Source organism: Sutcliffiella rhizosphaerae, assembly GCF_917563925.1.
Lineage (GTDB): Bacteria > Bacillota > Bacilli > Bacillales > Bacillaceae_I > Sutcliffiella_A > Sutcliffiella_A rhizosphaerae.
Genome location: NZ_CAKJTJ010000001.1, coordinates 382,790 through 406,331, shown reverse-complemented (window position 1 = coordinate 406,331; position 23,542 = coordinate 382,790). Strand labels below are relative to the sequence as shown.

22 protein-coding genes are annotated in these 23,542 nt (G+C 38.4%); 17 read left to right on the top strand and 5 right to left on the bottom strand.

Annotated elements, in window-relative coordinates; translation table 11 throughout:
- Positions 1 to 229: 229 nt before the first annotated feature.
- A complete protein-coding gene (locus LRP81_RS02015; protein ID WP_317987024.1) occupies positions 230 to 529 on the bottom strand; it encodes a hypothetical protein in 300 nt (99 codons plus the stop codon).
- 182 nt (positions 530 to 711) lie between these two features.
- Between LRP81_RS02015 and LRP81_RS02010 the strand changes: the two genes are divergently transcribed.
- The 3 genes from LRP81_RS02010 to ald all read left to right on the top strand — a co-directional run bounded on the left by LRP81_RS02010 (position 712) and on the right by ald (position 3,228).
- On the top strand, positions 712 to 879 hold the full coding sequence (locus LRP81_RS02010) for a hypothetical protein (protein ID WP_230499550.1): 168 nt from the start codon (positions 712 to 714) through the stop codon (positions 877 to 879).
- 264 nt (positions 880 to 1,143) lie between these two features.
- On the top strand, positions 1,144 to 1,908 hold the full coding sequence (locus tag LRP81_RS02005; protein ID WP_230499549.1) for an SDR family oxidoreductase: 765 nt from the start codon (positions 1,144 to 1,146) through the stop codon (positions 1,906 to 1,908).
- 201 nt (positions 1,909 to 2,109) lie between these two features.
- Positions 2,110 to 3,228 carry an alanine dehydrogenase gene (gene ald, locus LRP81_RS02000; protein ID WP_230499548.1) on the top strand — a complete coding sequence of 373 codons (1,119 nt, stop codon included), beginning with the start codon at positions 2,110 to 2,112 and terminating at the stop codon, positions 3,226 to 3,228.
- Between the two features lie 154 nt (positions 3,229 to 3,382).
- On the opposite strand, the gene LRP81_RS01995 is transcribed toward ald, so the two are convergent.
- Positions 3,383 to 4,486, bottom strand: coding sequence for a M24 family metallopeptidase (locus LRP81_RS01995; protein WP_230499547.1), 1,104 nt, complete (start codon positions 4,484 to 4,486; stop codon positions 3,383 to 3,385).
- A gap of 226 nt (positions 4,487 to 4,712) precedes the next feature.
- Here LRP81_RS01995 and LRP81_RS01990 point away from each other — a divergent pair, with 226 nt between their 5' ends.
- The 4 genes from LRP81_RS01990 to LRP81_RS01975 all read left to right on the top strand — a co-directional run bounded on the left by LRP81_RS01990 (position 4,713) and on the right by LRP81_RS01975 (position 8,326).
- Positions 4,713 to 5,396, top strand: coding sequence for a metal-dependent hydrolase (locus LRP81_RS01990; RefSeq protein WP_230499546.1), 684 nt, complete (start codon positions 4,713 to 4,715; stop codon positions 5,394 to 5,396).
- Between the two features lie 88 nt (positions 5,397 to 5,484).
- Entirely contained in the window at positions 5,485 to 5,727 is a 243-nt protein-coding gene (locus tag LRP81_RS01985) for a hypothetical protein (protein WP_399206836.1), read from the top strand.
- A 67-nt stretch (positions 5,728 to 5,794) separates the two neighbouring features.
- The gene (locus tag LRP81_RS01980) at positions 5,795 to 7,105 is read left to right on the top strand and encodes a DRTGG domain-containing protein (RefSeq protein WP_230499578.1); all 1,311 of its coding nucleotides are present in this window, start codon (positions 5,795 to 5,797) and stop codon (positions 7,103 to 7,105) included.
- A 252-nt stretch (positions 7,106 to 7,357) separates the two neighbouring features.
- Positions 7,358 to 8,326: a nuclease-related domain-containing protein gene (locus tag LRP81_RS01975; protein ID WP_230499544.1), complete on the top strand. Its 969-nt coding sequence runs from the start codon at positions 7,358 to 7,360 to the stop codon at positions 8,324 to 8,326.
- Positions 8,327 to 8,657: 331 nt separating this feature from the next.
- Here LRP81_RS01975 and LRP81_RS01970 read toward each other — a convergent pair whose 3' ends face one another.
- Entirely contained in the window at positions 8,658 to 8,990 is a 333-nt protein-coding gene (locus LRP81_RS01970; RefSeq protein WP_230499543.1) for a YtpI family protein, read from the bottom strand.
- Between the two features lie 317 nt (positions 8,991 to 9,307).
- Between LRP81_RS01970 and LRP81_RS01965 the strand changes: the two genes are divergently transcribed.
- Positions 9,308 to 10,243, top strand: coding sequence for a DHH family phosphoesterase (locus tag LRP81_RS01965; RefSeq protein ID WP_230499542.1), 936 nt, complete (start codon positions 9,308 to 9,310; stop codon positions 10,241 to 10,243).
- Between the two features lie 170 nt (positions 10,244 to 10,413).
- Here the strand turns inward: LRP81_RS01965 and ytrI are convergent, their stop codons facing one another.
- Together ytrI and LRP81_RS01955 are read right to left on the bottom strand one after the other, a co-directional pair.
- Positions 10,414 to 10,914: a sporulation membrane protein YtrI gene (ytrI, locus tag LRP81_RS01960; protein ID WP_230499541.1), complete on the bottom strand. Its 501-nt coding sequence runs from the start codon at positions 10,912 to 10,914 to the stop codon at positions 10,414 to 10,416.
- A gap of 1 nt (position 10,915) precedes the next feature.
- The gene (locus tag LRP81_RS01955; protein ID WP_230499540.1) at positions 10,916 to 11,251 is read right to left on the bottom strand and encodes a YtrH family sporulation protein; all 336 of its coding nucleotides are present in this window, start codon (positions 11,249 to 11,251) and stop codon (positions 10,916 to 10,918) included.
- Positions 11,252 to 11,386: 135 nt separating this feature from the next.
- On the opposite strand from LRP81_RS01955, the gene dnaE reads away from it, so the two are divergent.
- The 9 genes from dnaE to LRP81_RS01910 all read left to right on the top strand — a co-directional run bounded on the left by dnaE (position 11,387) and on the right by LRP81_RS01910 (position 23,460).
- Positions 11,387 to 14,716 (top strand): DNA polymerase III subunit alpha, encoded by a 3,330-nt coding sequence (gene dnaE, locus LRP81_RS01950; protein WP_230499539.1) that lies wholly within the window; start codon positions 11,387 to 11,389, stop codon positions 14,714 to 14,716.
- Between the two features lie 201 nt (positions 14,717 to 14,917).
- Positions 14,918 to 16,156 (top strand): NAD(P)-dependent malic enzyme, encoded by a 1,239-nt coding sequence (locus LRP81_RS01945; protein ID WP_230499538.1) that lies wholly within the window; start codon positions 14,918 to 14,920, stop codon positions 16,154 to 16,156.
- A 3-nt stretch (positions 16,157 to 16,159) separates the two neighbouring features.
- Complete coding sequence (locus LRP81_RS01940; protein ID WP_230499537.1) at positions 16,160 to 16,777, top strand: FadR/GntR family transcriptional regulator; 618 nt, start codon at positions 16,160 to 16,162, stop codon at positions 16,775 to 16,777.
- A gap of 215 nt (positions 16,778 to 16,992) precedes the next feature.
- Positions 16,993 to 17,856: an acetyl-CoA carboxylase, carboxyltransferase subunit beta gene (gene accD, locus LRP81_RS01935; protein WP_230499536.1), complete on the top strand. Its 864-nt coding sequence runs from the start codon at positions 16,993 to 16,995 to the stop codon at positions 17,854 to 17,856.
- Positions 17,850 to 18,848, top strand: coding sequence for an acetyl-CoA carboxylase carboxyl transferase subunit alpha (gene accA, locus LRP81_RS01930; protein ID WP_230499535.1), 999 nt, complete (start codon positions 17,850 to 17,852; stop codon positions 18,846 to 18,848). Before accD ends, accA begins: the two co-directional genes overlap by 7 nt.
- A 282-nt stretch (positions 18,849 to 19,130) precedes the next feature.
- Complete coding sequence (pfkA, locus tag LRP81_RS01925; protein ID WP_230499534.1) at positions 19,131 to 20,090, top strand: 6-phosphofructokinase; 960 nt, start codon at positions 19,131 to 19,133, stop codon at positions 20,088 to 20,090.
- Positions 20,091 to 20,217: 127 nt separating this feature from the next.
- Positions 20,218 to 21,972 (top strand): pyruvate kinase, encoded by a 1,755-nt coding sequence (gene pyk / locus LRP81_RS01920; protein WP_230499533.1) that lies wholly within the window; start codon positions 20,218 to 20,220, stop codon positions 21,970 to 21,972.
- Between the two features lie 143 nt (positions 21,973 to 22,115).
- The gene (locus tag LRP81_RS01915; RefSeq protein ID WP_230499532.1) at positions 22,116 to 22,511 is read left to right on the top strand and encodes an FxsA family protein; all 396 of its coding nucleotides are present in this window, start codon (positions 22,116 to 22,118) and stop codon (positions 22,509 to 22,511) included.
- 34 nt (positions 22,512 to 22,545) lie between these two features.
- Positions 22,546 to 23,460, top strand: coding sequence for a DUF1002 domain-containing protein (locus LRP81_RS01910; protein WP_230499531.1), 915 nt, complete (start codon positions 22,546 to 22,548; stop codon positions 23,458 to 23,460).
- Positions 23,461 to 23,542 lie beyond the last annotated feature (82 nt).

The following is a 23,542-nucleotide window of genomic DNA, read 5'->3' as shown; positions in this document are numbered from 1 at the left end:
ACGTAGACTCCTGCGGGAGAAGTGGCTAATGTGAGACCCCGCAGGCGAAGCCGAGGAGGCTCGCGGGTCACCCGCGGAAAGCGAAGTCTTGCACGGAAATCAATAGCGGTATTTATTGTCGACCATTATATTGTTCGTCTTCTTGTTTGTGTTCTTTAGTTTTGTCCCAGCCTCTTTTTAGTTTGCCTGATCCTCATGTTTAATCCCACTAATAGAGATTTTGAACATTTTACGAGTGAATTTTGTCATGTGATAAATGCTGATTCATACGGTACCAGAGCCATAAATCATTGATAATGCTCGCAAGTTCTGATATTTCCGTATTAAGCTGACAAGAGCGGTCAAAATTGGATTCGTCATTAAGCTGAGCTTGTTTGATGTTGATCGATGATTCTAACTCCTTAATCCGGTCAGGTATTTTCCCTCTGATCTTTTCCCATTCTAACAAGATAGTTTGTTGTGTTTCCTTTTCATATGAAGTCCAGTCAGTATCTAAATATGGTAGGGGAATCCCTAATCGATTATCCATTTTAAAAGAATACATAGAGTTTCCTTCCTTTTTCCGTTTCTTTTCATTGTATAACAACTATTTATTACAATCTATGCAAATGATTCAGTCGTAATTTTCCTTCATTTTTTTCCCAGCCTAAAAACGAGAGATTGGAGAAAAGCTATAGTTGATTGATCACTTATGGAAGGTGGGTAAAAGACATGACGAAAAAGGATCCAAAAGAAGTGTATTCATACGATGAAAAAGCGGTAAGTGAAGTTCAAAATCAAATAACAGATGCATATTCCAGTGGTGTTATAGGTAAGCAATACAGCACAAATGCCTATCAACCAGTTGAAGAAGAGAGTCAGCATTCCTCAGATCAGTAAAAGTTTTAAATGGACAAAAAAATTATTAGCTGAAGCCTTCGAAAAAAAACCTTTCATACGGAAGGTTTTTTTGATATTTGCTACTGACGAAAGCTCTCTCAGGCAATAATAGTTTTAATAGCATCGACTTCCAAGCAAGAAACACAACAAATCTTTCAAATCCATCGTGATCTTTTATCTTGTCGCTTAGTTATAAGTTGTAAATTTTACAAAAGTACAAGAAAATAGAGGAAGCACGTATTTTGAAATAAGGGGGAATCCAGTTTGAGGCATGCAGTAATTACAGCTGGTTCCAAAGGTCTAGGGAAAAAAGTCACAGATATGCTCTTGGCGAAAGGATGTTCGGTTACTGTTAATTTTCGAAATGATACGGAAGCTATTGACCGAATCAAAAGTGAATGGAGTCATATTGGAAATGAACACCTACACTTTTTTCAAGGTGATGTGACAAAGAAAGAAAACATGGAGGGACTGATAAATGACGCAATTGAACGGTTTGGCAGGATTGATTACTTAATTAATAATGCAGGTCCTTACATTTTTGAAAGAAAGAAATTAGCCGATTATTCAGATGAAGAATGGTATGAAATGTTAGAAGGAAATCTTAGTGCTGTTTTTCATCTGTTTCGAAAAACGATACCTGTTATGAGGGCACAGCAATTTGGGAGAATTATTACATACGGTTTTCAAGGAGCAGAATCGTCTCCAGGTTGGATCTATAGATCAGCTTTTGCAGCTGCAAAGGTTGGCCTAGTTTCCTTGACCAAATCCATCGCCATTGAAGAAGCGGAAAATGGGATTACAGCAAACATGGTTTGTCCGGGAAACATTGTTGGCGAAATGAAGGAAGCAGGCATTGATGATGCGAAACAGCTCCATGATAACAAAGGTACTCCTGTCGGTAGATCTGGAACAGGCGAAGATATAGCAAGAGCGATTGGATTCCTTTGTGAAGACCATTCAGACTTGATAACCGGGGCAGTTCTTGAAGTAACTGGGGGAGTGGAAGTGATAAACCGTTTGCGCTAGAGAAACATAAACGCAAGTGTTTGGAACTTACCAGAAAGAAAAGTTGTCCTAACAATTCAATTGTCAAAAAAAAATGACAATTTCTTCTTTTTGAAGCGCTTACAAAAAAGGACGAAAAACTATTTTACATTTTCTAGTTTAATGGTATATTAGTTACGTCTTAATGCTTTGTACTATCAACAATGAGGAGGTATTTTATCCATGAGAATTGGAGTACCTAAAGAAATAAAAAATAATGAGAATCGTGTTGCGATGACGCCTGCTGGGGTTGTGAACCTTGTTGGTTTCGGGCATGAAGTATACATAGAAAAAGAAGCTGGAATTGGGTCAGGCTTTACTGATGAGCAATATGTGCAAGCTGGCGCTAAAATAGTGGATACTGCTAAAGATGCTTGGTCAATGGATATGGTGATGAAAGTTAAGGAGCCATTGCCATCTGAATATGGATATTTTCGAGAAGGACTCATCCTTTTTACATATCTTCACCTTGCTCCAGAGCCAGAGCTTACAAAAGCATTGATTGATAATAAAGTTGTAGGGATTGCTTATGAAACGGTCCAACTACCAAACGGAACCTTGCCTTTATTAACACCGATGAGTGAGGTCGCAGGACGTATGGCTACACAAATCGGTGCTCAATTCCTTGAAAAAATCAAAGGCGGAAAAGGAATTCTTCTTGGTGGGGTTCCAGGTGTACGACGTGGGAAAGTTACCATTATTGGTGGAGGAGTCGCTGGGACAAATGCTGCCAAAATGGCAATTGGTCTAGGAGCAGACGTAACGATCCTTGACTTGAACCCAGACCGTCTCCGTCAATTGGATGATATCTTTGGAAAAGACATTCAGACCCTTATGAGCAACCCGTTAAATCTTGAGGTTGCTGTAAAGGAATCAGACTTAGTCATTGGTGCAGTACTAATCCCTGGAGCAAAAGCACCAAAATTAGTAACGGAAGATATGATCAAAACAATGGGAGCAGGTTCTATTGTAGTTGATATTGCTATTGATCAAGGTGGCATATTTGAAACAACAGACCGCATTACTACACATGATGATCCTACATACATAAAACATGATGTAGTTCACTATGCTGTGGCTAATATGCCAGGTGCTGTGCCGCGTACTTCCACCATTGCATTGACAAACGTTACCGTTCCTTATGCCGTTCAAATTGCGAATAAAGGCTACAAGCAGGCAGGCCTTGACAATGAAGCAATACTTAAAGGGATCAACACATTGGATGGTTATGTAACATATGCAGCAGTAGCAGAATCCCATGGATTAGCATATGAAAGTGCAAGCAATTTGTTAGTGAAATAAATAATCAAAATGCCGAATTCCTCCCAATGTAAGGAATTCGGCATTTTTTTATTGAGTAAGTATTAATTTTGAAATTATTAACGTTTGTCTTATCTCTTGAGGAGCCAAGCTAAGTCGCTACGCTGGTGGCTTCCGATTTTTAACTTAAAACCTACTATGCTTTAATTATTTTTAAATCTTTTGGATAACTAGTAAGAAGCTCTATTCCGCTTTCTGTAACTAGTATATCATCTTCAATACGAACCCCCCCGACACCAGGCTTATAAATTCCAGGTTCAATCGTAAAGGTCATTCCCTTTTGTAGTGTCATGGTATTTGTTGCATTCATGGAAGGATATTCATGAACCTCAATTCCCAACCCATGGCCAATTCTATGTGTAAAGAACTCACCATAGCCATGATCCGTGATTACAGAACGTGCTGTTCGGTCTATTTGACCAATTTCAACCCCAGGCTTGCAGGCTTCCACTGCAGCTAGTTGTGCTTTTAGAACAGTCTCATAGATTTCCTGCTGTTTCTCGTTTACGTTCCCAAATGCAACGGTTCTTGTTATGTCAGAACAATAGCCATTTAACACGACACCGAGATCAAATAAAACAAGATCGCCATCTTTTACAGTATCTAATCCTGGTTTACCATGTGGTGCTGCTGTCTTTTCACCAGTAAGTGCCATTGTGGAAAATGACATTTGGCTGATCCCTTTTTTCTTCAATTCATACTCAATAACAGCAACAAGTTCTTGCTCGGTAACACCATTCTTCAAATGGTGAACACCTACTTCTACACCAAAGTCAGCAAGCTTGGCCGCCTCACGCAAGATTGAAATTTCCTCCTCGTCTTTTATCAAACGTAGTTGAAACATTTTATCCTCAGCAGATGCGAGAGAGGCATCAGGAAAGATACCTTGAAGCTTATGTAATCTTGCGATGCTCATATGTTCCTGCTCTACGGCGATTTTATCGATGGAGAGTCCGAGTCTTGTTATATACTCCTGCACCTTTTGCCAAGGATCATCCGTATCATCGTAGCCAACAATATCAAACTTCCAACCGGATTTTTTTACTTGTGTAACTTCCATGTTTGGACAAACTATAGCAGGCTTGCTATTTGGAAATGCCAGTAATCCTAGTAGTCTTTCGTGTGGGTTAGTATAAAACCCGCTTATGTAAAAAACATTTGGTGTAGAAGTTAAGAAACAAGCTGATAAGTCCTCATCCTTTAACCATTCGACAAGTTGATGCAATCGGTACTCTTTCATTTTTACCCCATCCCTTTCAAATACTTCTAGTTTCGAAGTTTTATGTTTACATTTAGATTATCAGGGAATCTTATTTCTGTAAATTTTATTAAGTAGCTTTCTACTTTTTTCTTTTGAAAATACTTATTTTTAAGAGTACTAAAAGTAATAACGCTTCATTTGAAGGAATTTTACAACAAAAAGCGAAGTTACAAGTAACCGTATTTTATCAAAGGAGTGTTTTTACATGAAAGTATCTTATCATGGACATGCCGTTGTGAAAGTGGAAGCTAACGGAAAAACGATATTATTTGACCCATTTATTTCAGGGAACGGATTGACAGATTTACATGCAGATGATGTAAAAGTGGATGTTATCCTGTTGACACATGGACATAATGACCATGTAGGGGATACAGTGGAGCTTGCATTGAAAAATGATGCATTAGTAGTGGCTCCATTTGAACTTGCAGAGTTCCTAAGTTGGCAAGGTTTAAAGGTACATGAAATGCATATCGGTGGTAAACATAAGTTCGATTTTGGAACAGTGAAATTAACCCAAGCTTTTCATGGCTCTAGCTACACTGATTATGAAACAAATTCTATCACATATACGGGAATGCCGAGTGGGATACTCCTAACCATTGATGGGAAAACCATTTATCATGCCGGAGATACTGCCCTTTTTTCTGATTTGAAAATGTATGGAGAGCAGCATGACATCGATATCGCGTTTTTGCCAATCGGCGATAACTTTACTATGGGGCCAGAAGATGCAGTGATTGCGGCAAAATGGCTAAATGCATCCACAGTAGTACCGATTCATTACAACACATTTCCGGTGATTAAACAGGATCCATATGCATTTGTATCGAATCTCCCAACAAATGTTGGTAAAGTACTCGAGGTAGGCGAATCGATAGAGTTATAAAAAGATGAGGAGCGGATAATCCGCTTCTTTTTTTTATGTTGATGAATATACATGATACAAGCTATTTATTTTGGAAGGAGTGATTGTTTTGAAGAATCGATTACTATTGGCTTTACTGTGCATTGGGGCATTATTTTACTTTGCTGTGCCTAGATTGCCAATGTCAGAAGATGGATTAGCAGGTTGGTTTGCAATTTCTTGGACTGTGTTTGCATTAATGGCAATCGGAGGCAATTTAGTAGCTATAATGTATTTACCAAAACGCAGAAAGCTAGTAAATAAAGTAAAACTGGCAGAGGTTAAACGAGCTAGGTTACGTCAATATCAGTAATCAACATTGAACCCAATGGAAATCACCCGTATAATAAAGGTAAAAATATCTATGTGGACGGGTGAATATTGTGACAAAGCATGAACAAATTCTCCATTATATCGAAGAATTGCCGATAGGGGAAAAAATTTCGGTTCGACAAATAGCCAAAGCGCTAACAGTAAGTGAGGGAACGGCTTATAGGGCGATTAAGGATGCGGAAAATAAAGGATATGTCAGTACCATTGAACGGGTTGGTACCATCAGAATTGAACTGAAGAAGAAAGAAAATATAGAGAAACTGACTTTTGCAGAAGTGGTTAACATTGTGGATGGACAAGTACTTGGTGGAAAAGAGGGCTTGCACAAGACGCTTAATAAATTTGTAATTGGAGCAATGAAGCTCGAAGCAATGATGCGCTATACCGAAGCAGGAAACCTTTTAATCGTAGGTAATCGTACCAATGCCCATAAACTTGCAATTGAAGCAGGAGCGGCAGTGTTGATAACAGGTGGTTTTGATACGGATGATGACGTAAAGGCAATAGCAGACGAGATGAAACTACCGATTATCTCCAGTAGTTACGACACATTTACTGTTGCAACCATGATAAACCGAGCTATTTATGATCAACTTATCAAGAAAGAAATTGTGCTTGTAGAAGACATCCTTACCCCTATTGAGGCGACTACTTATTTAACAACAGAAGGCACCATTACCGACTGGTATAACGTAAACGAAGAATTCAAGCATAGCAGATTTCCGGTAATTGATAAGAACTTGAAAGTGCAGGGAGTCGTAACTTCAAAAGATGTGCTTGGAAAAGAATACAGCACCCCAATCGATAAAGTAATGACTAAACATCCAATTACCGTAAACGGAAAAACCTCGGTAGCCTCAGCTGCTCATATTCTAGTATGGGAAGGAATTGAAATGCTGCCTGTCGTTGACCCGAGTCACCATCTACTTGGAATTATCAGTCGCCAAGATGTATTAAAAGCATTACAAATGATCCAAAGGCAACCTCAAGTAGGTGAAACACTTGATGACATCGTAACCAACCAGTTTGTAGATATGACTGAACAAAAAGGGGACGAAATATACATAAGTGAAGTGACCCCGCAAATGACCAATTCCGTCGGGACAATCTCTTATGGTGTTTTCACTACCATTGTTACCGAAGCGGCAAGGCGAGTAGTACGTAATTCGAAAAAAAGCGATATAGTGGTAGAAAATATCACCATCTACTTCATCAAACCAGTACAAATAGACAGTAGCCTCGAAATTCGCCCCAAAGTCCTCGAATTAGGTCGAAAATTCGGCAAAGTAGACGTAGAAGTATATAACGAAGGCAACGTCGTCGGCAAAGCTATGATGATGGTGCAGTTGATTCAATAGTGGGTTTAGTAGAAGCAGGGGACAGGTTAGAGGTTCTCCTGCTTTTTTTAAGTAGTGATCATTTAACCAGGTAATTCAGTGGCGGCGATTTTTGTCGATTCACGTCGGTTCGTCGATATGTGGGGAGTTTTCGTCGATATAATCTTAATACCGTCGATAAATCCAATTTTCCGTCGATATCCCAAAAATTAGAGGAGTTTCTGAGTAGGTGTAGAAGTAGTTTTAGAATAAATAAACCAAAAGGAGAAAAAAATGATTGTCAAATCAAGAGAAAAGTCTCAAAGGTTGCTCGCTTTTGAAGCAGCAATTAGGAGAGTGCCAAAAAATCATGAAAAATACCCTCTGATTGAAAAAGAACATGGAAAACTTCACTACGGCTTCGTTGGTGAAAAAGCCCTCGACTTCTTCCTTACCTTCCACCCAAATGAAAACACACATATTTTGCATGGTATACGTCTCGCAGATCCGTCGGATAGATATTTTCAAATGGATACTCTTCTCATCACCCCAAGCTACTGTGTCATTCTTGATGCAAAATACATTTCTGGTGTTCTAGAACTTGATTTATCAACAAATCAGTTAATTCGGCACAAAGATGACCAACAAGAACGAATAGGTGACCCAATCGCACAAATTTCACGGCAAAAATATCAACTATCCACTTGGATGCAAGAATACAATTTTCCACCTTTACCAATACACGGTCAAATTGTTTTAAGTCACCCAAATGCTACCCTCATTAACACCACTCCATACACGATGAAGAACTTAACCTTTCATACAAATCTACCAACTAAACTGAATGTAATAGATAAAAAACATCCCAAGCAGATTCTAGAAAAAAATGATTTGCGTAGGCTTATAAGAACGATAAAAAAGAAACATGTACCTGATCACTATAACCTCTTAAGTAATCTCAACATTCCCTATCAAGAATTAATCAAAGGAATTTTTTGTCCCTCATGCTGTTCACCTGGGATGAAAAGGGAAAAGGGAAATTGGATGTGTCTAACGTGTACCAGTCTTTCAAAGATTGCACATGTTCCAACCATACTAGATTATAAATTACTTATTGGAAGGACCATAACAAATCAGCAGCTTCGAGATTTTCTAAAACTCTCTTCGGCTAGTATTGCTAAGAACATTCTTGTTTCTCTAAATCTCCCTTCAATTGGCACAAATAGAGGAAAAACCTATATCCTTGATCATTTTCACATATGATGGTTGTTTTTTTATTTGTTGAGCAATGAACTTTGGTAGGTTACGACGAGGCAGGAGGGAATAACGATGAAGCCAAGGGGGAAATCGACAATGCCAAGGAGGAAATGGACGAAGTCAAAGGGAATATAGATGAAGCCAAGGGGGAAGTGGACGAAGTCAAAGGGAATAACGATGAAACCAAGGGGAAATGGACGAAGTCAAGGGGAAATCGACGAATAGACAAAATGCGACAATTCCCGAGTGTCCCGTGCATCTCCATCCTCCGTCGCACAACTCCATCGCCCCATCCCAAAATAAAAAAACCGCCCTCATCCAAGGACGGTTAAAACCTTTAATTAGTCACGGTTTTTTCTTTCATTTCAGCTTCTTTTACAGCTTCGGCTTCTTTAATCGCAAAGGGGAGGTAGTAGCGGTATGCTTTCACTCCTGCCCAAATGCTTCCCAGTCCAACCAAGATTAGAATAATACCCACTACAATGGCAACATTGGATAAAGGGTTAATTAGGGTATTTATTCCGAAAAAGAAAACAAAGCTACCAAGTGCTATGCTGGACTTTCCACTTAACCATTTTTTCTCTGCTGGGAGATGTGTGCGGAAATATTTAACCTTATACATGACATAGAACATGAGGGAAAAGATAATTAGAAATATAAAAATAGCCAAAGGGAACACTCCTTATTTTTTGTGGGTTATTTTCGCAAACTTTAAAAGTTATTCATCCGTTCTTTTCCTGTATACAGTTTCGAAATTTGTCCAAAATGCACATGTAATAAGTCCAAAAACCGACTTTTACGTGATATAAGAAAAGAACCTCATTTTATTAGTATTCTATCATATCCATACAAGCTATATTGTAACGAGTTCGTGAACAAAATTCAAAGTTTCTAAATGGGTCCACTAATTAGGCAACTTATATTTCTTTGAGAACGATGGAATCTATGATTAAATGTAAGAAATGAAACTCGCAAAAGAGGGATAATATGAGACAGCAAATAATAGATGAAATAAAGGCTCATGATACGGTAATCATCCACCGTCACGTTCGCCCTGACCCGGATGCATATGGATCGCAGTGTGGATTAGCTGCGTTAATTAAGGAAAGCTATCCGGAGAAGAAAGTGTATAGAGTCGGGAAAGAAGAGGAGTCGCTAAATTTTCTTAGCAAACTTGATGAGATTCCGGATTCCACATATGACGGTGCACTTGTTATTGTATGTGATACCGCAAATACAGACCGGATCTGTGATTCACGCTATAAACTTGCTAGTAAATGGATTAAAATAGACCATCATCCAAATGAAGATAGATATGGAGATATGATGTGGGTAGATACTGATGCCAGTTCTACAAGTGAAATGATTTATGAGTTATATCTCATTGGAAAGAATCAGGGCTGGATTATGACCAAGGAGTCGGCAAGGTTAATATTTGCCGGAATAATTGGAGATACTGGTCGTTTTCTATTCCAAAGCACCAATACAAAAACTTTTCAGTATGCGAGTGAATTACTGAGCTTTGGCTTTTCTATGACAGCACTCTATGATGAACTTTACCGTACAAAGCTTCATATTGCTAAATTAAGTGGTTATGTATTAGAACATTTCGCATTACATGAAAATGGAGTTGCTTCCATGAAAATAACTCCTGAAATTTTGCAAAGGTATAATGCTATTCCTTCCGAGGCATCACAGCTTGTAGGAATGCTTGGGAATATTGAGGGCATTAAGGCGTGGGTGTTCTTTATTGAGGAGTCAGATCAGATTCGTGTTCGACTTCGTTCAAAAGGACCTATTGTCAATACGATTGCAAAAAAATACAATGGTGGAGGCCATCCACTTGCGTCTGGTGCTTCCATTTATCATTGGAAAGATGCCGATCAAGTGCTTGCCGATCTTGTAGAAGCGTGTGGTCAATAATAATAGGCTGATTTCGGAGACTTTGTTTCATTTGCAAACTATACAAAGGACTTGTAATAATTGATACTGTCGAGCTCTTTTCCAGCATTTAATTTTAAAAAGCCTACTTTTAATGGATAAATGGCAACAATTCTATAAAGAGAGAACTGTGCTTCTTTCCAGTTCTCTCCTTATTCTACCTTGACTATTAACAGGTCAATTTCAATAGTTGTATCAATATAAAGGAAATTCACTTCAAAATAATATTCCTTATCATCTAGGGCATATCTTTTATTCTCGATCATTTTTATCAATAACTCTCTATTCTCTTTTATATTTGCCAAATCCTTAGAGACTAAATGATTCAGGTCTTCTGTAATTCTTGCGATTATCGAACTGCTGCTAAAGGAATTTAGCATATACTTTTCATGATTGATAATGGTTATCTTGAAATCTTCAATTTCCAACTGGTCTTTTTCTTCATTTAATTTATCATTATCCTCGGTAAGGATATCGATTCTTTCTTCAAGCTTCTTCACAGTATCTTTATATTCCGATAATTCGCTGACATAGATGTCTACAGATGTTCCGTACATCCAAATGAAGATTAGCCAACCCAATATAGCACCTATGACAGTACCTGAGAAAAAACGCTGCCAGCCTGGATCGCGGTTGTAAGGGGGAACCCTCATATTACATGGACTCCTGAGTAAACCAACTGATAATTAATGCCCCTAATTGGGCTCCTCCTGTGGCAGAAATAATGAGAAGCAGCTGTTTCACCAGGAATTTCGTTTCTCCATCAAATAATCCTTTTTCTAAATTGTAGAATGTATCAAAGGTACCACCAATTGCCGCTACGATTGCCCATATTTTCAAGCTATTTGCCAAACGAAACATGCGTGTTAATGGTTGGTCCCCGACTAAAAAGGCGGCGATTCCTCCTATAAGGGCTCCGCCGAGAATTACTCCGATGGCGATAAAAAAACTAAATATGAGGGTTGCGATAAATGGATCTTTAACATCCATGTCCATCATCCTTTCTGTCCTTACTTCATGTATATGGACAGGACTATTCAAGTATGAGACGTTAGTAATTGTTTTTTCATGGAAAAGAATCCTATAATAAAAATACAATGGAAGTTTAATAAGGTGTGATATAACATGAGTGTGATTCATTTACATATAAAAAGTTGTTATAGTTTGTTAAATAGTTCTGTGCGTTTTTCGAGTCTCATTGAACGTGCGAAAGCGTTCGGAATGACTGCTCTTACATTGACGGACGAAAATGTGATGTATGGAGCAATCGATTTTTATAAAAGCTGTGAAAAAGCTGGAATAAAGCCAATTATTGGGCTTACTTTATCTGTTAGTGAGAAGGATGAAGGAAAAAGCGGGAGCTATCCCATCATTCTTTTAGCAAAAAATAATCAAGGCTATACTAATTTGATGAAACTATCTAGTATTGTGCAAACGAAATCCTTGGACGGTGTACCAAAAAGATGGCTGCGGCATTATACAAACGGATTGATAGGCATTCTTTCTGCAACAGAGTCAGAGTTGGCGCTTGAGGAGGAGGCAACTTCAACAGAGTTTCTGGAGATGTTTGAAAAAGATTCAGTCTACCTAGGGGTCGATAGGAACTCAGGAGAATCTTATCAAAAATCCGAAGAGACACGCATGCGCCATTCCGATTTACCATTAGTTGCAATAAGCAAAGTGCATTATCTATTTAAGGAGGATGCTTTTGTATATGAGTGCCTGAGGAACATAAAACAAGGAACAAAGCTAGAATCACTCCCGAAAGAGTCCTCTGATTATTTTAGAGACCAAACGGAGTTGGTGGGGCTTTTTGAGGATATACCGGAGGCATTGGAAAATACATTAAAAGTAAGCAGTCAATGTCATGTATCGTTTGAATTTGGGAATGCTGCCTTACCACGGTATCCTGTTCCAAATGAAAAGTCAGCCGATGTGTATTTGGATTCTATTTGCTGGGAAGGGTTGGAAAAGCGAGTAGGGAATGTGACTCCAGAATATAAGGCACGTCTGACCTATGAATTGAAAGTAATTAAAGGCATGAAGTTTAGCGATTATTTTTTAATTGTGTGGGATTTTATGTTATTTGCTAAAAACGCAGGGATTTTAACAGGCCCTGGACGTGGCTCTGCTGCCGGCTCATTGGTTGCCTATAGTTTGAATATTACGGATGTAGATCCAATCGAACATGATCTGCTTTTTGAACGGTTTTTGAATCCTGAGCGAATTACCATGCCAGATATTGATATCGATTTTCAGGATAATAAAAGGGACGAAGTGATTAAATATGTTGCCCAAAAGTATGGAGAGCTACATGTTGCTCAAATTATTACCTTTGGTACATTAGCGGCTAAAGCTGCATGGCGGGATGTTGCTAAGGTATTGAATCTTTCAGGAAAAGAAATAGAAATGATATCAAAAATGATTCCCACAAGGCCAGGAATCACGCTCCAAGGGGCATTAAAAGAAAATGATAAATTGCAAAAAGCAATCAACGAAACAGTAGAAAGGCAGCAGGCATTCAAGACAGCGCAAAAAATAGAAGGATTGCCACGTCATACATCCACACATGCTGCTGGGGTTGTGATTACTGAAAAACCATTAACTGAGCTTATTCCAATTCAAGCTGGTCATGAGGATATTTATTTAACACAGTTTCCAATGGAAACGCTAGAAGAACTCGGATTATTAAAAATGGATTTTCTTGGTTTGCGAAACCTTACGATGATTCAAAATATCCGGTACCTCATTAAAAAAGAAACAAAACAGAAAATAGTGAATGAGGTGCCCTATAATGATATGTCCACCTTCCGCCTATTAAGTGAAGGAGACACCTCAGGAATTTTCCAACTGGAATCACCAGGTATGCGAAAAGTACTGACAAAACTAAAACCAACCAATTTGGAGGACATCGTTGCAGTAAATGCTCTTTACCGACCGGGGCCAATGGAACAGATTCCAACTTTTATTGATAGAAAACATGGGAAACAAAAAGTAAAGTATTTGCATCCCGATTTAATTCCCATCCTGGAAAAAACGTTTGGTGTCATCGTTTATCAGGAACAAATAATGCAGATTGCAGCAGTTATGGCCGGCTTTTCCCTCGGGGAAGCAGACTTATTAAGGAGAGCGGTAAGTAAAAAGAAGAAAGAGGTATTGGATAAAGAGCGTACACATTTTGTAAATGGATGCATGAATAAAGGATATGAACAGGAAATAGCCAATGCGGTATATGATTTGATTGTACGCTTCGCCGATTACGGTTTTAACCGTAGTCATGCAGTAGCATATAGTTTTATAGCCTATGAGCTAGCATACTTAAAAGCGACCTATCCAAAACTATTTATGTCTACCTTATTATCTTCTGTAATGGGTCATGAACAAAAGCTTTCGCAATATATCAATGAAGCGAAAAGAAAAGGGATTAAGATATTACCTCCTTCTATTAACAATAGTGGGATAGGATTTTCAGTAGAGAAAGAGGGAATTCGCTTTAGCTTGTTAACTATAAAAGGTATCGGAGTTCAAGTTATCAAAAGCCTGGTAGATGAGCGCAAAAATAAAGCGTTTGAAGATTTATTTGATTTTTGTAAAAGAATGGCGGACAAAGTAAACAGAAAAACGATGGAGATGCTAATATACTCAGGAAGCTTAGATGAGTTTGGGGAGGATAGGGCAACATTGCTTGCGACATTGGATGTAGCCTTACAGCATGCAGAATTAATGAAGCCTGCTGAAGATAACCAAATTGATTTTTTCTTAGAAGAAGAGTTTAATATTAAGCCAAAATATGTAAAAGTAGAGTCGTTACATCCTATGGAACAGCTTCAATTGGAGAAAGAGGCGTTAGGTTTTTACCTATCTAAGCATCCTACAGAACCCTATTACGATTATTTTCAGGTAGGAGGAGCTAAGCTCATAGGTGATCTTGCCTCAAAAGATCGTAAAAAGGTAAAAATAGGGATTTTTATCACAAATGAACGGGTTATCAGAACAAGAAAAGGCGATTTGATGGCTTTTCTTACATTTTCAGACTCATCAGGTGAAATAGAAGCTGTTGCCTTTCCCGATGTGTATTCTCGGTTCTCTCCTTTGCTTCAGTCAGGCGAAACTCTTTTAGTCGAAGGAAATGTAGAAGAAAGAGAAGGAAAGACACAGCTTATTATTAAACAGGTAGAAGCAAGTAAAACAGTGAAAGAGAAATATGCTTCCTTAGTTGGAAATCTTTTCTTGCAAATAAATGAAGAAGTGCATGAAACAGAGGTAATGGAACAATTGCAAAAAGTACTAAGGCAATATTATGGTCCCTCCCCTGTTTATGTTCACTATATTCAGTCCAAGAGAACAATTAAATTGCAACCATCTTTCTTTGTGACCCCTACAGAAGAGTGTTTAAATAAATTGAAAACGCTGCTAGGAGAAGGGAATGTCGTGTTCAAAAATTCTTTACAATAATTAATATTATGATATAGTTAACAAAGGTGGTCTGACCACCTTTTCTTGTGAAGTATATTAGTATAAGTTATACAATATATAGTAATTTTTAGCTCCAGCTTGAAGGCGTCAAGAAGGTAAAAACCAACCTTTTCGCAGCTGAACGAGGCGCTTCCGCTTTTCTTACTAACAAAAAGCTAAATTGCAAGGGGGATGTAATCAGTGTCATTAAAAGAAGAAGCCTTACATATGCATAAAGTTCATCAAGGAAAATTAGAATCTAAATCAAAAGTGCCTGTTAGAAATGCTCAAGATTTGAGTCTTGCATATTCTCCTGGGGTAGCTGAACCGTGTAAAGCAATTTATGATGATAAAAATAAAGTTTATGACTATACAATGAAAGGCAATATGGTAGCGGTAGTTTCTGATGGCACAGCGGTGCTAGGTCTTGGGAATATTGGTCCTGAGGCAGCCTTGCCTGTTATGGAAGGGAAAGCAGTACTATTCAAAAGCTTTGCAGGAGTAGATGCATTTCCGATTTGTTTGAACACTACAGATGTAGATAAGATTGTAGAAACTGTAAAGCTATTGGAGCCAACATTCGGGGGTGTCAACCTTGAAGATATCGCTGCTCCAAACTGTTTTGTAGTAGAAGAAAGATTAAAAAAGGAAACGAATATTCCTATTTTTCATGATGACCAGCATGGAACAGCGATTGTTACTGTGGCAGGTCTTGTAAATGCTTTGAAGCTTGTTGGTAAAAACATTGGAGAAATAAAAGTGGTAGCCAATGGAGCGGGAGCAGCCGGGATTGCAATTATAAAATTATTATATCGATATGGTGTGCGAGATATTACGATGTGTGATTCCAAAGGCGCTATTTATGAAGGACGTCCTTTTGGAATGAACAGTGTAAAGGCAGATGTGGCTACCTATACAAATCGAAATAAAATAGAAGGTACACTTGCTGATGTCATGAAAGGGGCGGATGTGTTCATTGGTGTGTCCGTTGAAGGTGCCCTGACACAAACGATGGTAGAAAGTATGAACGATAATTCTATTATCTTTGCAATGGCTAACCCAAATCCTGAAATAATGCCGGAAGAAGCAAAAGTGGCTGGAGCAAGCGTAGTTGGGACAGGCCGTTCTGATTTTCCTAACCAAGTAAACAATGTCCTTGCATTCCCAGGGATTTTTAGGGGAGCACTGGACGTTAGAGCAACTCATATTAATGAACAAATGAAGATAGCAGCTGTTGAAGCGATAGCGAGTCTTGTAGCAGACCATGAACTTTCAGCTGATTATGTTATCCCTGCACCTTTTGACCCTCGCGTAGCACCTGCAGTTGCTGCTGCAGTTGCAAATGCAGCAATGGAAACAGGTGTTGCTCGTATTAAAGTTGACCCTGAAGAGGTTGCAGAAAAAACAAGGCGTACAGCTATTATTGGAAAAAGTGAATAGTATATGGCAACAACTAAAATGTATTTGGAGATAGTGAAAAAAATTCGATCCATCATCATGGAAGATGGATTGACAACAGGTGACAAAATTCCATCTGAACGAGAATTGTCCGACAGACTCCATGTCGGGCGTTCTTCTGTTCGGGAAGCACTTCGGGCCTTGGAGTTACTAGGGTTAATAGAAACAAGGCGTGGAGAAGGAACATTTATCAAGGATTTTAAAGAGCACCACCTGGTGGAGATTTTAGGAACATTTATATTGGAACAGGACAAGACCAAAACGGATCTCCTAGAAACAAAATGTGAAATAGAAAAATCCTGTCTGCTTCTCTTTATGAAAAAAGCAGATGTTGCTGATTATGAATCATTAAAAAACTTAATAGAGAAAAACCCTGAGAGAACTGACTTTTTCAAAAGGTTATTTATAACTGTGAATAACAGCTTACTCTTAAGAATCTGGTCACTTGTCAATAGTTATGCACTTATTATCGCAAAAGGTAATATGATAGAGAACGGTGTGTATATGGAGTTGCTAGAAATGTTAAGAGAAGGGCAATTGGAAAGAGTTTTAATGTTATATGAAAAATATTTTGCGGAATTTGTTGATAGAAAGCAGACATAAATCTACAACATCCAAAATATAATTTCCGTTACATTTACAGTATGAGGAAAAAGGTAAGTAAAGGAAGTTTTATGGAAATAATGTTGACAGCCTTACTTGCCAATATTTTGATCTGTTATTAGTACCAAATACCAAAACTAAGTAATAACTATTAGGTTGATTTTAAATATGCACGGAGTCTTTTCCGGACTCAATTTAAGGGAGGTTCTATCGTTTTGTTAAAGGATTTGTTCACAAAGAAGAAAAAATATGCTTCCATCCCATCAGAACAAGCAAAGCAAGATGTTCCAGAAGGGATTATGACAAAATGTCCAAGCTGTAAAAAAATAATGTATACGAAAGAATTGATGAAGAATTTAAAAGTATGTCTGCACTGTGGGCACCATCACCCTATGAATGCAAAAGAAAGAATTCTAAGCTTACTTGATGAAGGGACTTTTCAAGCTTATGATGTGGACATGGTATCGGAAAATCCACTTCATTTTCCTCAATATTTAGAAAAGCTTGAAGGTGACCGTAAAAAAACAGGCATAAATGAAGCAGTTGTGACAGGTGAAGGAACTATAAATGAATTACCACTCGTGATTGCTGTAATGGATTCTACATTCCGTATGGGAAGTATGGGTTCAGTTGTTGGAGAAAAAATTACGAGAGCAATCGAAAAAGCGACAGAAAAGAAAGTGCCTTTTCTAATTTTTACTGCTTCTGGTGGAGCGCGGATGCAAGAGGGAGTTTTAAGTTTAATGCAAATGGCAAAGACTAGTAGTGCTTTGAAACTTCATAGTGAAAAAGGCGGCTTAATCATTTCTATTATGACACACCCGACAACAGGTGGAGTATCAGCGAGTTTTGCATCTCTAGGAGACTTTAATTTTGCTGAGCCTAAAGCTTTGATAGGATTCGCTGGACGCCGTATTATTGAACAGACGATTCGTGAGGATCTTCCAGAAGACTTCCAAACTGCAGAGTTTCTGCTAAAGTGTGGGCAACTTGATGCTGTTATTCCTCGCCTTGAATTAAAAGAAACTTTAACAACAGTATTGGATATTCATCAAGAAAGGGGCGAGACAAAGTGGTAGGAGAAATGGAATTCGAAAAACCGGTTGTTGAACTCCGCAAAAAAATTGGGGAATTAAAAGAATTTACAAAAAATAGTGACATGGATCTTACGAGTGAAATAGAGAAGCTAGAAGTAAGATTACAAAAACTAGAATCTGATATATACGGAAATCTCACTCCATGGGATCGTGTTCAAATTGCAAGACATCCAGAACGTCCCACCACTCTGGATTATATTGAACGAGTATTTACAAACTTTTTAGAGTTGCATGGTGACAGGTACTATGGGGATGATGAAGCAATTGTGGCAGGAATCGGGAAGTTTGAAGGAATTCCTGTAACCATTATCGGTCACCAACGTGGTAAGGATACAAAAGAAAACATTCGCCGTAATTTCGGAATGCCACATCCAGAAGGTTATCGTAAGGCTTTGAGGCTTATGTATCAGGCAGAAAAGTTTAACAGACCTATTATTTGTTTCATTGATACAAAAGGAGCCTATCCTGGAAAAGCGGCAGAGGAACGCGGGCAAAGTGAAGCAATTGCTAAAAATCTATTTGAAATGGCGGGGTTAAAAGTACCTGTTATTTGTATTGTCATCGGTGAAGGTGGTAGTGGTGGCGCGTTGGCACTTGGAGTAGGGAACCATGTTCATATGCTTGAAAACTCTACGTACTCTGTAATATCTCCTGAAGGAGCAGCAGCCATTCTTTGGAAGGATGCTAGTCTTGCGAAGAAAGCTGCCGAATCTATGAGAATTACTGCACCAGACCTGTATGATTTAGGAATCATTGATAAGATTATTCCGGAAGCAAAAGGCGGCGCGCATAAAGATACGAATTATCAAGCCGAGGGTATTAAGGAGATTTTGAAGGAATCTTTACAAGATCTAATCCCACTCTCAGCGGACGAATTGATTGAGCACCGTTACGCGAAATATAAACGAATTGGTTCTTTTTCTTTTAAAGAACAGTTGAAGGAACAACCGGCTGCTGAGAAAATAAACTTATAAGAATTGGAATGGGACGAGATCCAAAAACTCGTCCTTTCTTTTATGCCGAACTAAATAATAATTATTTTAAATTGGTAGTTATATGCAGCAAAACTGGGTATGTTATACGATGAGACCGCTATAAGTTTACTTTTTTGAAACAATTAGCCGACAAATATCTGTTGTTTTCGACAAATTCACATGTTAATTTTTATAAAGATGCTTTACATAACACGTATATTTCTAATAAAATAAGTGTTTGGATATGTTTTAATAGGTAAATAAGCTCAAGAGGTGAAATAAATGAAACGAATAGGCGTACTAACTAGTGGTGGCGATGCACCTGGTATGAATGCTGCTGTTCGAGCGGTTGTTAGGAAGGCCATCTATCACAATATAGAAGTATTTGGGGTATATCGTGGGTATGCAGGACTTATAGAAGGTGACATAAAGAAGCTAGAAATAGGTTCTGTTGGGGATATTATCCATCGTGGAGGTACAATGCTTTATTCTGCTCGCTGCGAAGAATTTAAAACCCGTGAAGGGCAGCTTAAAGGAATTGAGCAATTGAACAAGCATGAAATTGAAGCTTTAGTAGTTATAGGTGGAGATGGCTCCTACCAAGGCGCAAAAAAGCTAACGGAACATGGCTTTCCTTGCATCGGTGTGCCAGGAACCATTGATAATGACATACCAGGTACTGATTTTACTATCGGTTTTGATACAGCTTTAAATACAGTGATTGATGCTATTGATAAAATTCGTGATACTGCGACATCTCATGAACGTACATATGTTATCGAAGTAATGGGCCGTCATGCCGGAGATATAGCTTTATGGGCAGGACTTGCTGGTGGTGCAGAGACAATCCTCATTCCTGAAGCAAAAGATGATATGAAGGAAGTGCTTGCGAGACTTAAGCGCGGTACTGAACGTGGTAAAAAACACAGTATTATTATTGTTGCAGAAGGTGTAGGAAGTGGCGTTGAATTCGGGAAGAAAATTGAGGAAGAAACCAAATTTGAAACACGTGTTAGTGTGTTGGGACATATCCAGCGTGGAGGATCTCCAACAGCATTTGACAGAGTGCTTGCAAGCCGTTTAGGTGCAAGGGCAGTAGAGCTACTAATTGATGGACACGGAGGAAGATGTGTCGGAATTCAACAAAACATACTTGTGGATCATGATATTATTGAAGCATTATCTCAAACCCACACGATAGATAAGAAAATGTATAACCTGTCAAAAGAACTTTCCATTTAATAATATTTTCACTTTGGAATCGTTTTCATTACCAGGGTATACATAATTTGGTTGGTGGCAAGGTACCCACTTGATTTATAATAAAATGGTTGTATTAGATCGGAATAATAAATTGGAGGAACTATACATGAAAAAAACCAAAATTGTATGTACAATCGGACCGGCTAGTGAAAGTGTAGAGAAATTAACACAACTCATAGAAGCAGGAATGAATGTTGCTCGTCTAAATTTCTCCCATGGAGATTTTGAAGAGCATGGAGCGAGAATCCGTAATATCCGCACAGCAGCTGAAAGTACTGGAAAGAATGTTGCAATACTATTAGATACAAAAGGCCCGGAAATTAGAACTCATACGATGCAGGATGGTGCAATCGAACTTATTGCTGGAAATTCTATTACTATTTCTATGGAAGAAGTAGTAGGAACAACTGAAAGATTCTCGATTTCTTATCCTGGACTTATGGAGGATGTTTCTCCTGGTTCCCGTATTCTACTGGATGACGGCCTTATTGGTCTTGAAGTAGTAGAGGTAGGGAATGATGAAATTCATACAAAAATTCTAAACTCTGGTACGTTGAAAAATAAAAAAGGTGTGAATGTACCTGGTGTAAAAGTAAACTTGCCTGGGATGACGGAAAAGGATGCAAATGATATCCGTTTCGGAATTGAACAAGGAGTTGACTTTGTTGCAGCATCCTTTGTAAGACGTGCATCCGATGTATTGGAAATCCGTGAGCTATTAGAAGCACACAATGCCGGTGATATTCAAATCATCCCTAAAATTGAAAACCAGGAAGGTGTAGATAACATCAATGAAATCCTGGAAGTATCTGATGGTTTGATGGTTGCTCGTGGAGATCTTGGTGTAGAAATTCCAGCAGAAGAAGTTCCTCTTGTGCAAAAAGAACTGATTAAGAGATGTAATATTGCAGGAAAACCTGTTATTACTGCAACACAAATGCTAGATTCCATGCAACGTAATCCACGTCCAACCCGTGCCGAGGCAAGTGATGTGGCGAATGCTATTTTTGATGGTACAGATGCGATCATGCTTTCTGGGGAAACAGCAGCAGGATCTTATCCGGTAGAAGCGGTTCAAACGATGCATAACATTGCTTCCCGTGCAGAACAAGCGTTGTCTTACGGAGAAATATTAAATAAAAATAGCAAGCAGGCTGCTTTGACCATTACAGATTCAATTGGACAATCTGTTGCTTATACAGCTATCAGCTTAGATGTTTCTGCGATTGTTACACCTACAGAAAGTGGTCATACTGCACGTATGATCTCAAAGTATCGTCCTAAAGCTCCAATCGTTGCTGTTACTTCCTGTGAAGCAGTATCTAGGAAGCTTGCCCTTGTTTGGGGTGTATATCCTCGAATAGGACGTCAAGCTACCTCCACGGATGAAATGCTTGATGTTGCAGTGGAAGAGTCCTTGAATACTGGTATCGTATCGCATGGTGACTTGATTGTTATTACAGCAGGTGTGCCAGTAGGAGAAAAAGGAACGACCAACTTGATGAAAGTTCATGTAGTTGGGGATGTTCTTGCAAGTGGCCAAGGAATTGGCAGAAAATCAGCTTTCGGTAAAGTGGTTGTTGCTACAACTGCTGAAGAAGCGCAAACCAAAATGACCGATGGTGCAATTATTGTAACGAATGGAACGGACAAAGATATGATGCCAGCATTGGAAAAAGCATCAGCACTTATTACAGAAGAAGGTGGATTGACAAGTCATGCCGCAGTAGTCGGATTAAGTCTTGGTATCCCTGTAATAGTTGGAGTGGAACATGCAACTTCTGTTTTCCATGATGGACAAGAAATAACTGTAGATTCATCCCGTGGAACGATTTATAATGGCCACGCAAGCGTACTATAATTAATACGACTGACCCCCTTCATTCTTACTATTTGTTAGAGGAAGGGGGTCTTCTTTTTAGCTAAAATTAGAGTTATTTTTTGTTTTTTGCTATAATTAATGAGACATTTGGTTGTCTAAAAGAGAAATGGGGTTGACCACTATTGTTTAGAATCATACTATTATTGCTTATTGTGGTACCTGCACTGGAAATCTTTCTTTTTATTACAGTGGGGAAAAACATTGGCGCAATGCCGACATTATTGATGGTGTTCCTTACAGGTATGTTAGGAGTGTTGCTTACTAAACGCCAAGGACTTTCTGCATTACGGAATGCCCAACAAAAAATTAACAACGGTCAAATGCCTGGAGATGTTTTAATAGATGGATTGTGTATATTCTTTGGGGGATTATTATTAATAGTGCCAGGGTTTTTAACTGATTTCATTGGACTAGCGTTGCTTTTCCCTTTTTTTAGAAATCTGATAAAACCTGCTATATTTCGAGTGATTCGAAATAGGATGCATAGAGGACAATACATTATTATTAACAGAAGATAAAAATTGAAAAAATATTTACTAATGGGGGAAGATCATGAAACATTGGTTTAAATTATTGCTGATTTTAGCCTTGGTTATTTCTGGACTTAGTATGCCAAATATCGCAAACGCTTCTGGTGGAGAAGATGAAGAAGAAAGTATTAATGAAAAATTTGGCCTTCCAATTGTCGTTTATGGTGGAACATTGAATGATAGTCAAAAGCAAGAAGTACGTGATCTCTTAAAAGTTAAAAATCCTGAAATGGTAGAAGAAATTACCGTAACAGGTGAAGATTTAGTCAAATACATTGATGGTGAAGACCGTAACGCCCGCATGTTTTCTTCTGCAAAAATTACTAGAAAAGAAAAAGGCGAGGGTCTGACAATTAACCGGGCCACCCCGGAGAATATAACACAAGTAACGGATGATATGTACGCAAACGCACTACTAACCGCTGGTATTGAAGATGCTGAGGTCATCGTCGTATCACCTGTAAAGGTAAGTGGTCACTCTGCACTTGTTGGGATTTATAAGGCCTATGAAGTTAGTGGAGAAACATTAAATAAGGACCGGATGGAAGTTGCAAATGAAGAATTGACACTTGCTACTGACCTTGCAGAAAAAGAAGGACTAGACAGTGAAAAGGTTAGTGAGTTGCTCACAGAAATAAAGAAGGAAATTGCTGATCAAAATCCTGCATCTAGGGAAGATGTAGAACGAATCGTGGAAGAACAACTTTCTAAACTTAAAATTGAACTTAGCGACCAAGACAGACAGCTTCTTATTGATTTGTTTGAAAAAATGCGTTCTTTGGATATAAATTTTGATAACGTAAAAAAACAACTCGAAGATATTTCTAAGGATATTAAAAACAGGATTGAAGAAGTAGTTGGAAATGAAGGTTTTTGGCAAGGTGTGGCAGATTTCTTCCGTGACCTATTCCAATCAATAGCAAATCTTTTTAAATAGTTAATCATTTCCGCTCTCCCTTTGGGATAGCGGATTTTTATGTCATCACGGAAAAAGAAAAAGCCAGCCCATTCTAAGAGAT

Bases quoted from the DNA above. Each gene is read 5' to 3' on its own strand.
- ald (WP_230499548.1), top strand. From the start codon at position 2,110: ATGAGAATTGGAGTACCTAAAGAAATAAAAAATAATGAGAATCGTGTT.
- LRP81_RS01995 (WP_230499547.1), bottom strand. From the start codon at position 4,486: ATGAAAGAGTACCGATTGCATCAACTTGTCGAATGGTTAAAGGATGAG.
- LRP81_RS01940 (WP_230499537.1), top strand. From the start codon at position 16,160: ATGGCAACAACTAAAATGTATTTGGAGATAGTGAAAAAAATTCGATCC.
- LRP81_RS02010 (WP_230499550.1), top strand. From the start codon at position 712: ATGACGAAAAAGGATCCAAAAGAAGTGTATTCATACGATGAAAAAGCG.
- pfkA (WP_230499534.1), top strand. From the start codon at position 19,131: ATGAAACGAATAGGCGTACTAACTAGTGGTGGCGATGCACCTGGTATG.
- LRP81_RS01990 (WP_230499546.1), top strand. From the start codon at position 4,713: ATGAAAGTATCTTATCATGGACATGCCGTTGTGAAAGTGGAAGCTAAC.
- LRP81_RS01955 (WP_230499540.1), bottom strand. From the start codon at position 11,251: ATGGATGTTAAAGATCCATTTATCGCAACCCTCATATTTAGTTTTTTT.
- pyk (WP_230499533.1), top strand. From the start codon at position 20,218: ATGAAAAAAACCAAAATTGTATGTACAATCGGACCGGCTAGTGAAAGT.
- LRP81_RS01975 (WP_230499544.1), top strand. From the start codon at position 7,358: ATGATTGTCAAATCAAGAGAAAAGTCTCAAAGGTTGCTCGCTTTTGAA.
- LRP81_RS02015 (WP_317987024.1), bottom strand. From the start codon at position 529: ATGGATAATCGATTAGGGATTCCCCTACCATATTTAGATACTGACTGG.
- ytrI (WP_230499541.1), bottom strand. From the start codon at position 10,914: ATGAGGGTTCCCCCTTACAACCGCGATCCAGGCTGGCAGCGTTTTTTC.
- LRP81_RS01965 (WP_230499542.1), top strand. From the start codon at position 9,308: ATGAGACAGCAAATAATAGATGAAATAAAGGCTCATGATACGGTAATC.
- LRP81_RS01910 (WP_230499531.1), top strand. From the start codon at position 22,546: ATGAAACATTGGTTTAAATTATTGCTGATTTTAGCCTTGGTTATTTCT.
- dnaE (WP_230499539.1), top strand. From the start codon at position 11,387: ATGAGTGTGATTCATTTACATATAAAAAGTTGTTATAGTTTGTTAAAT.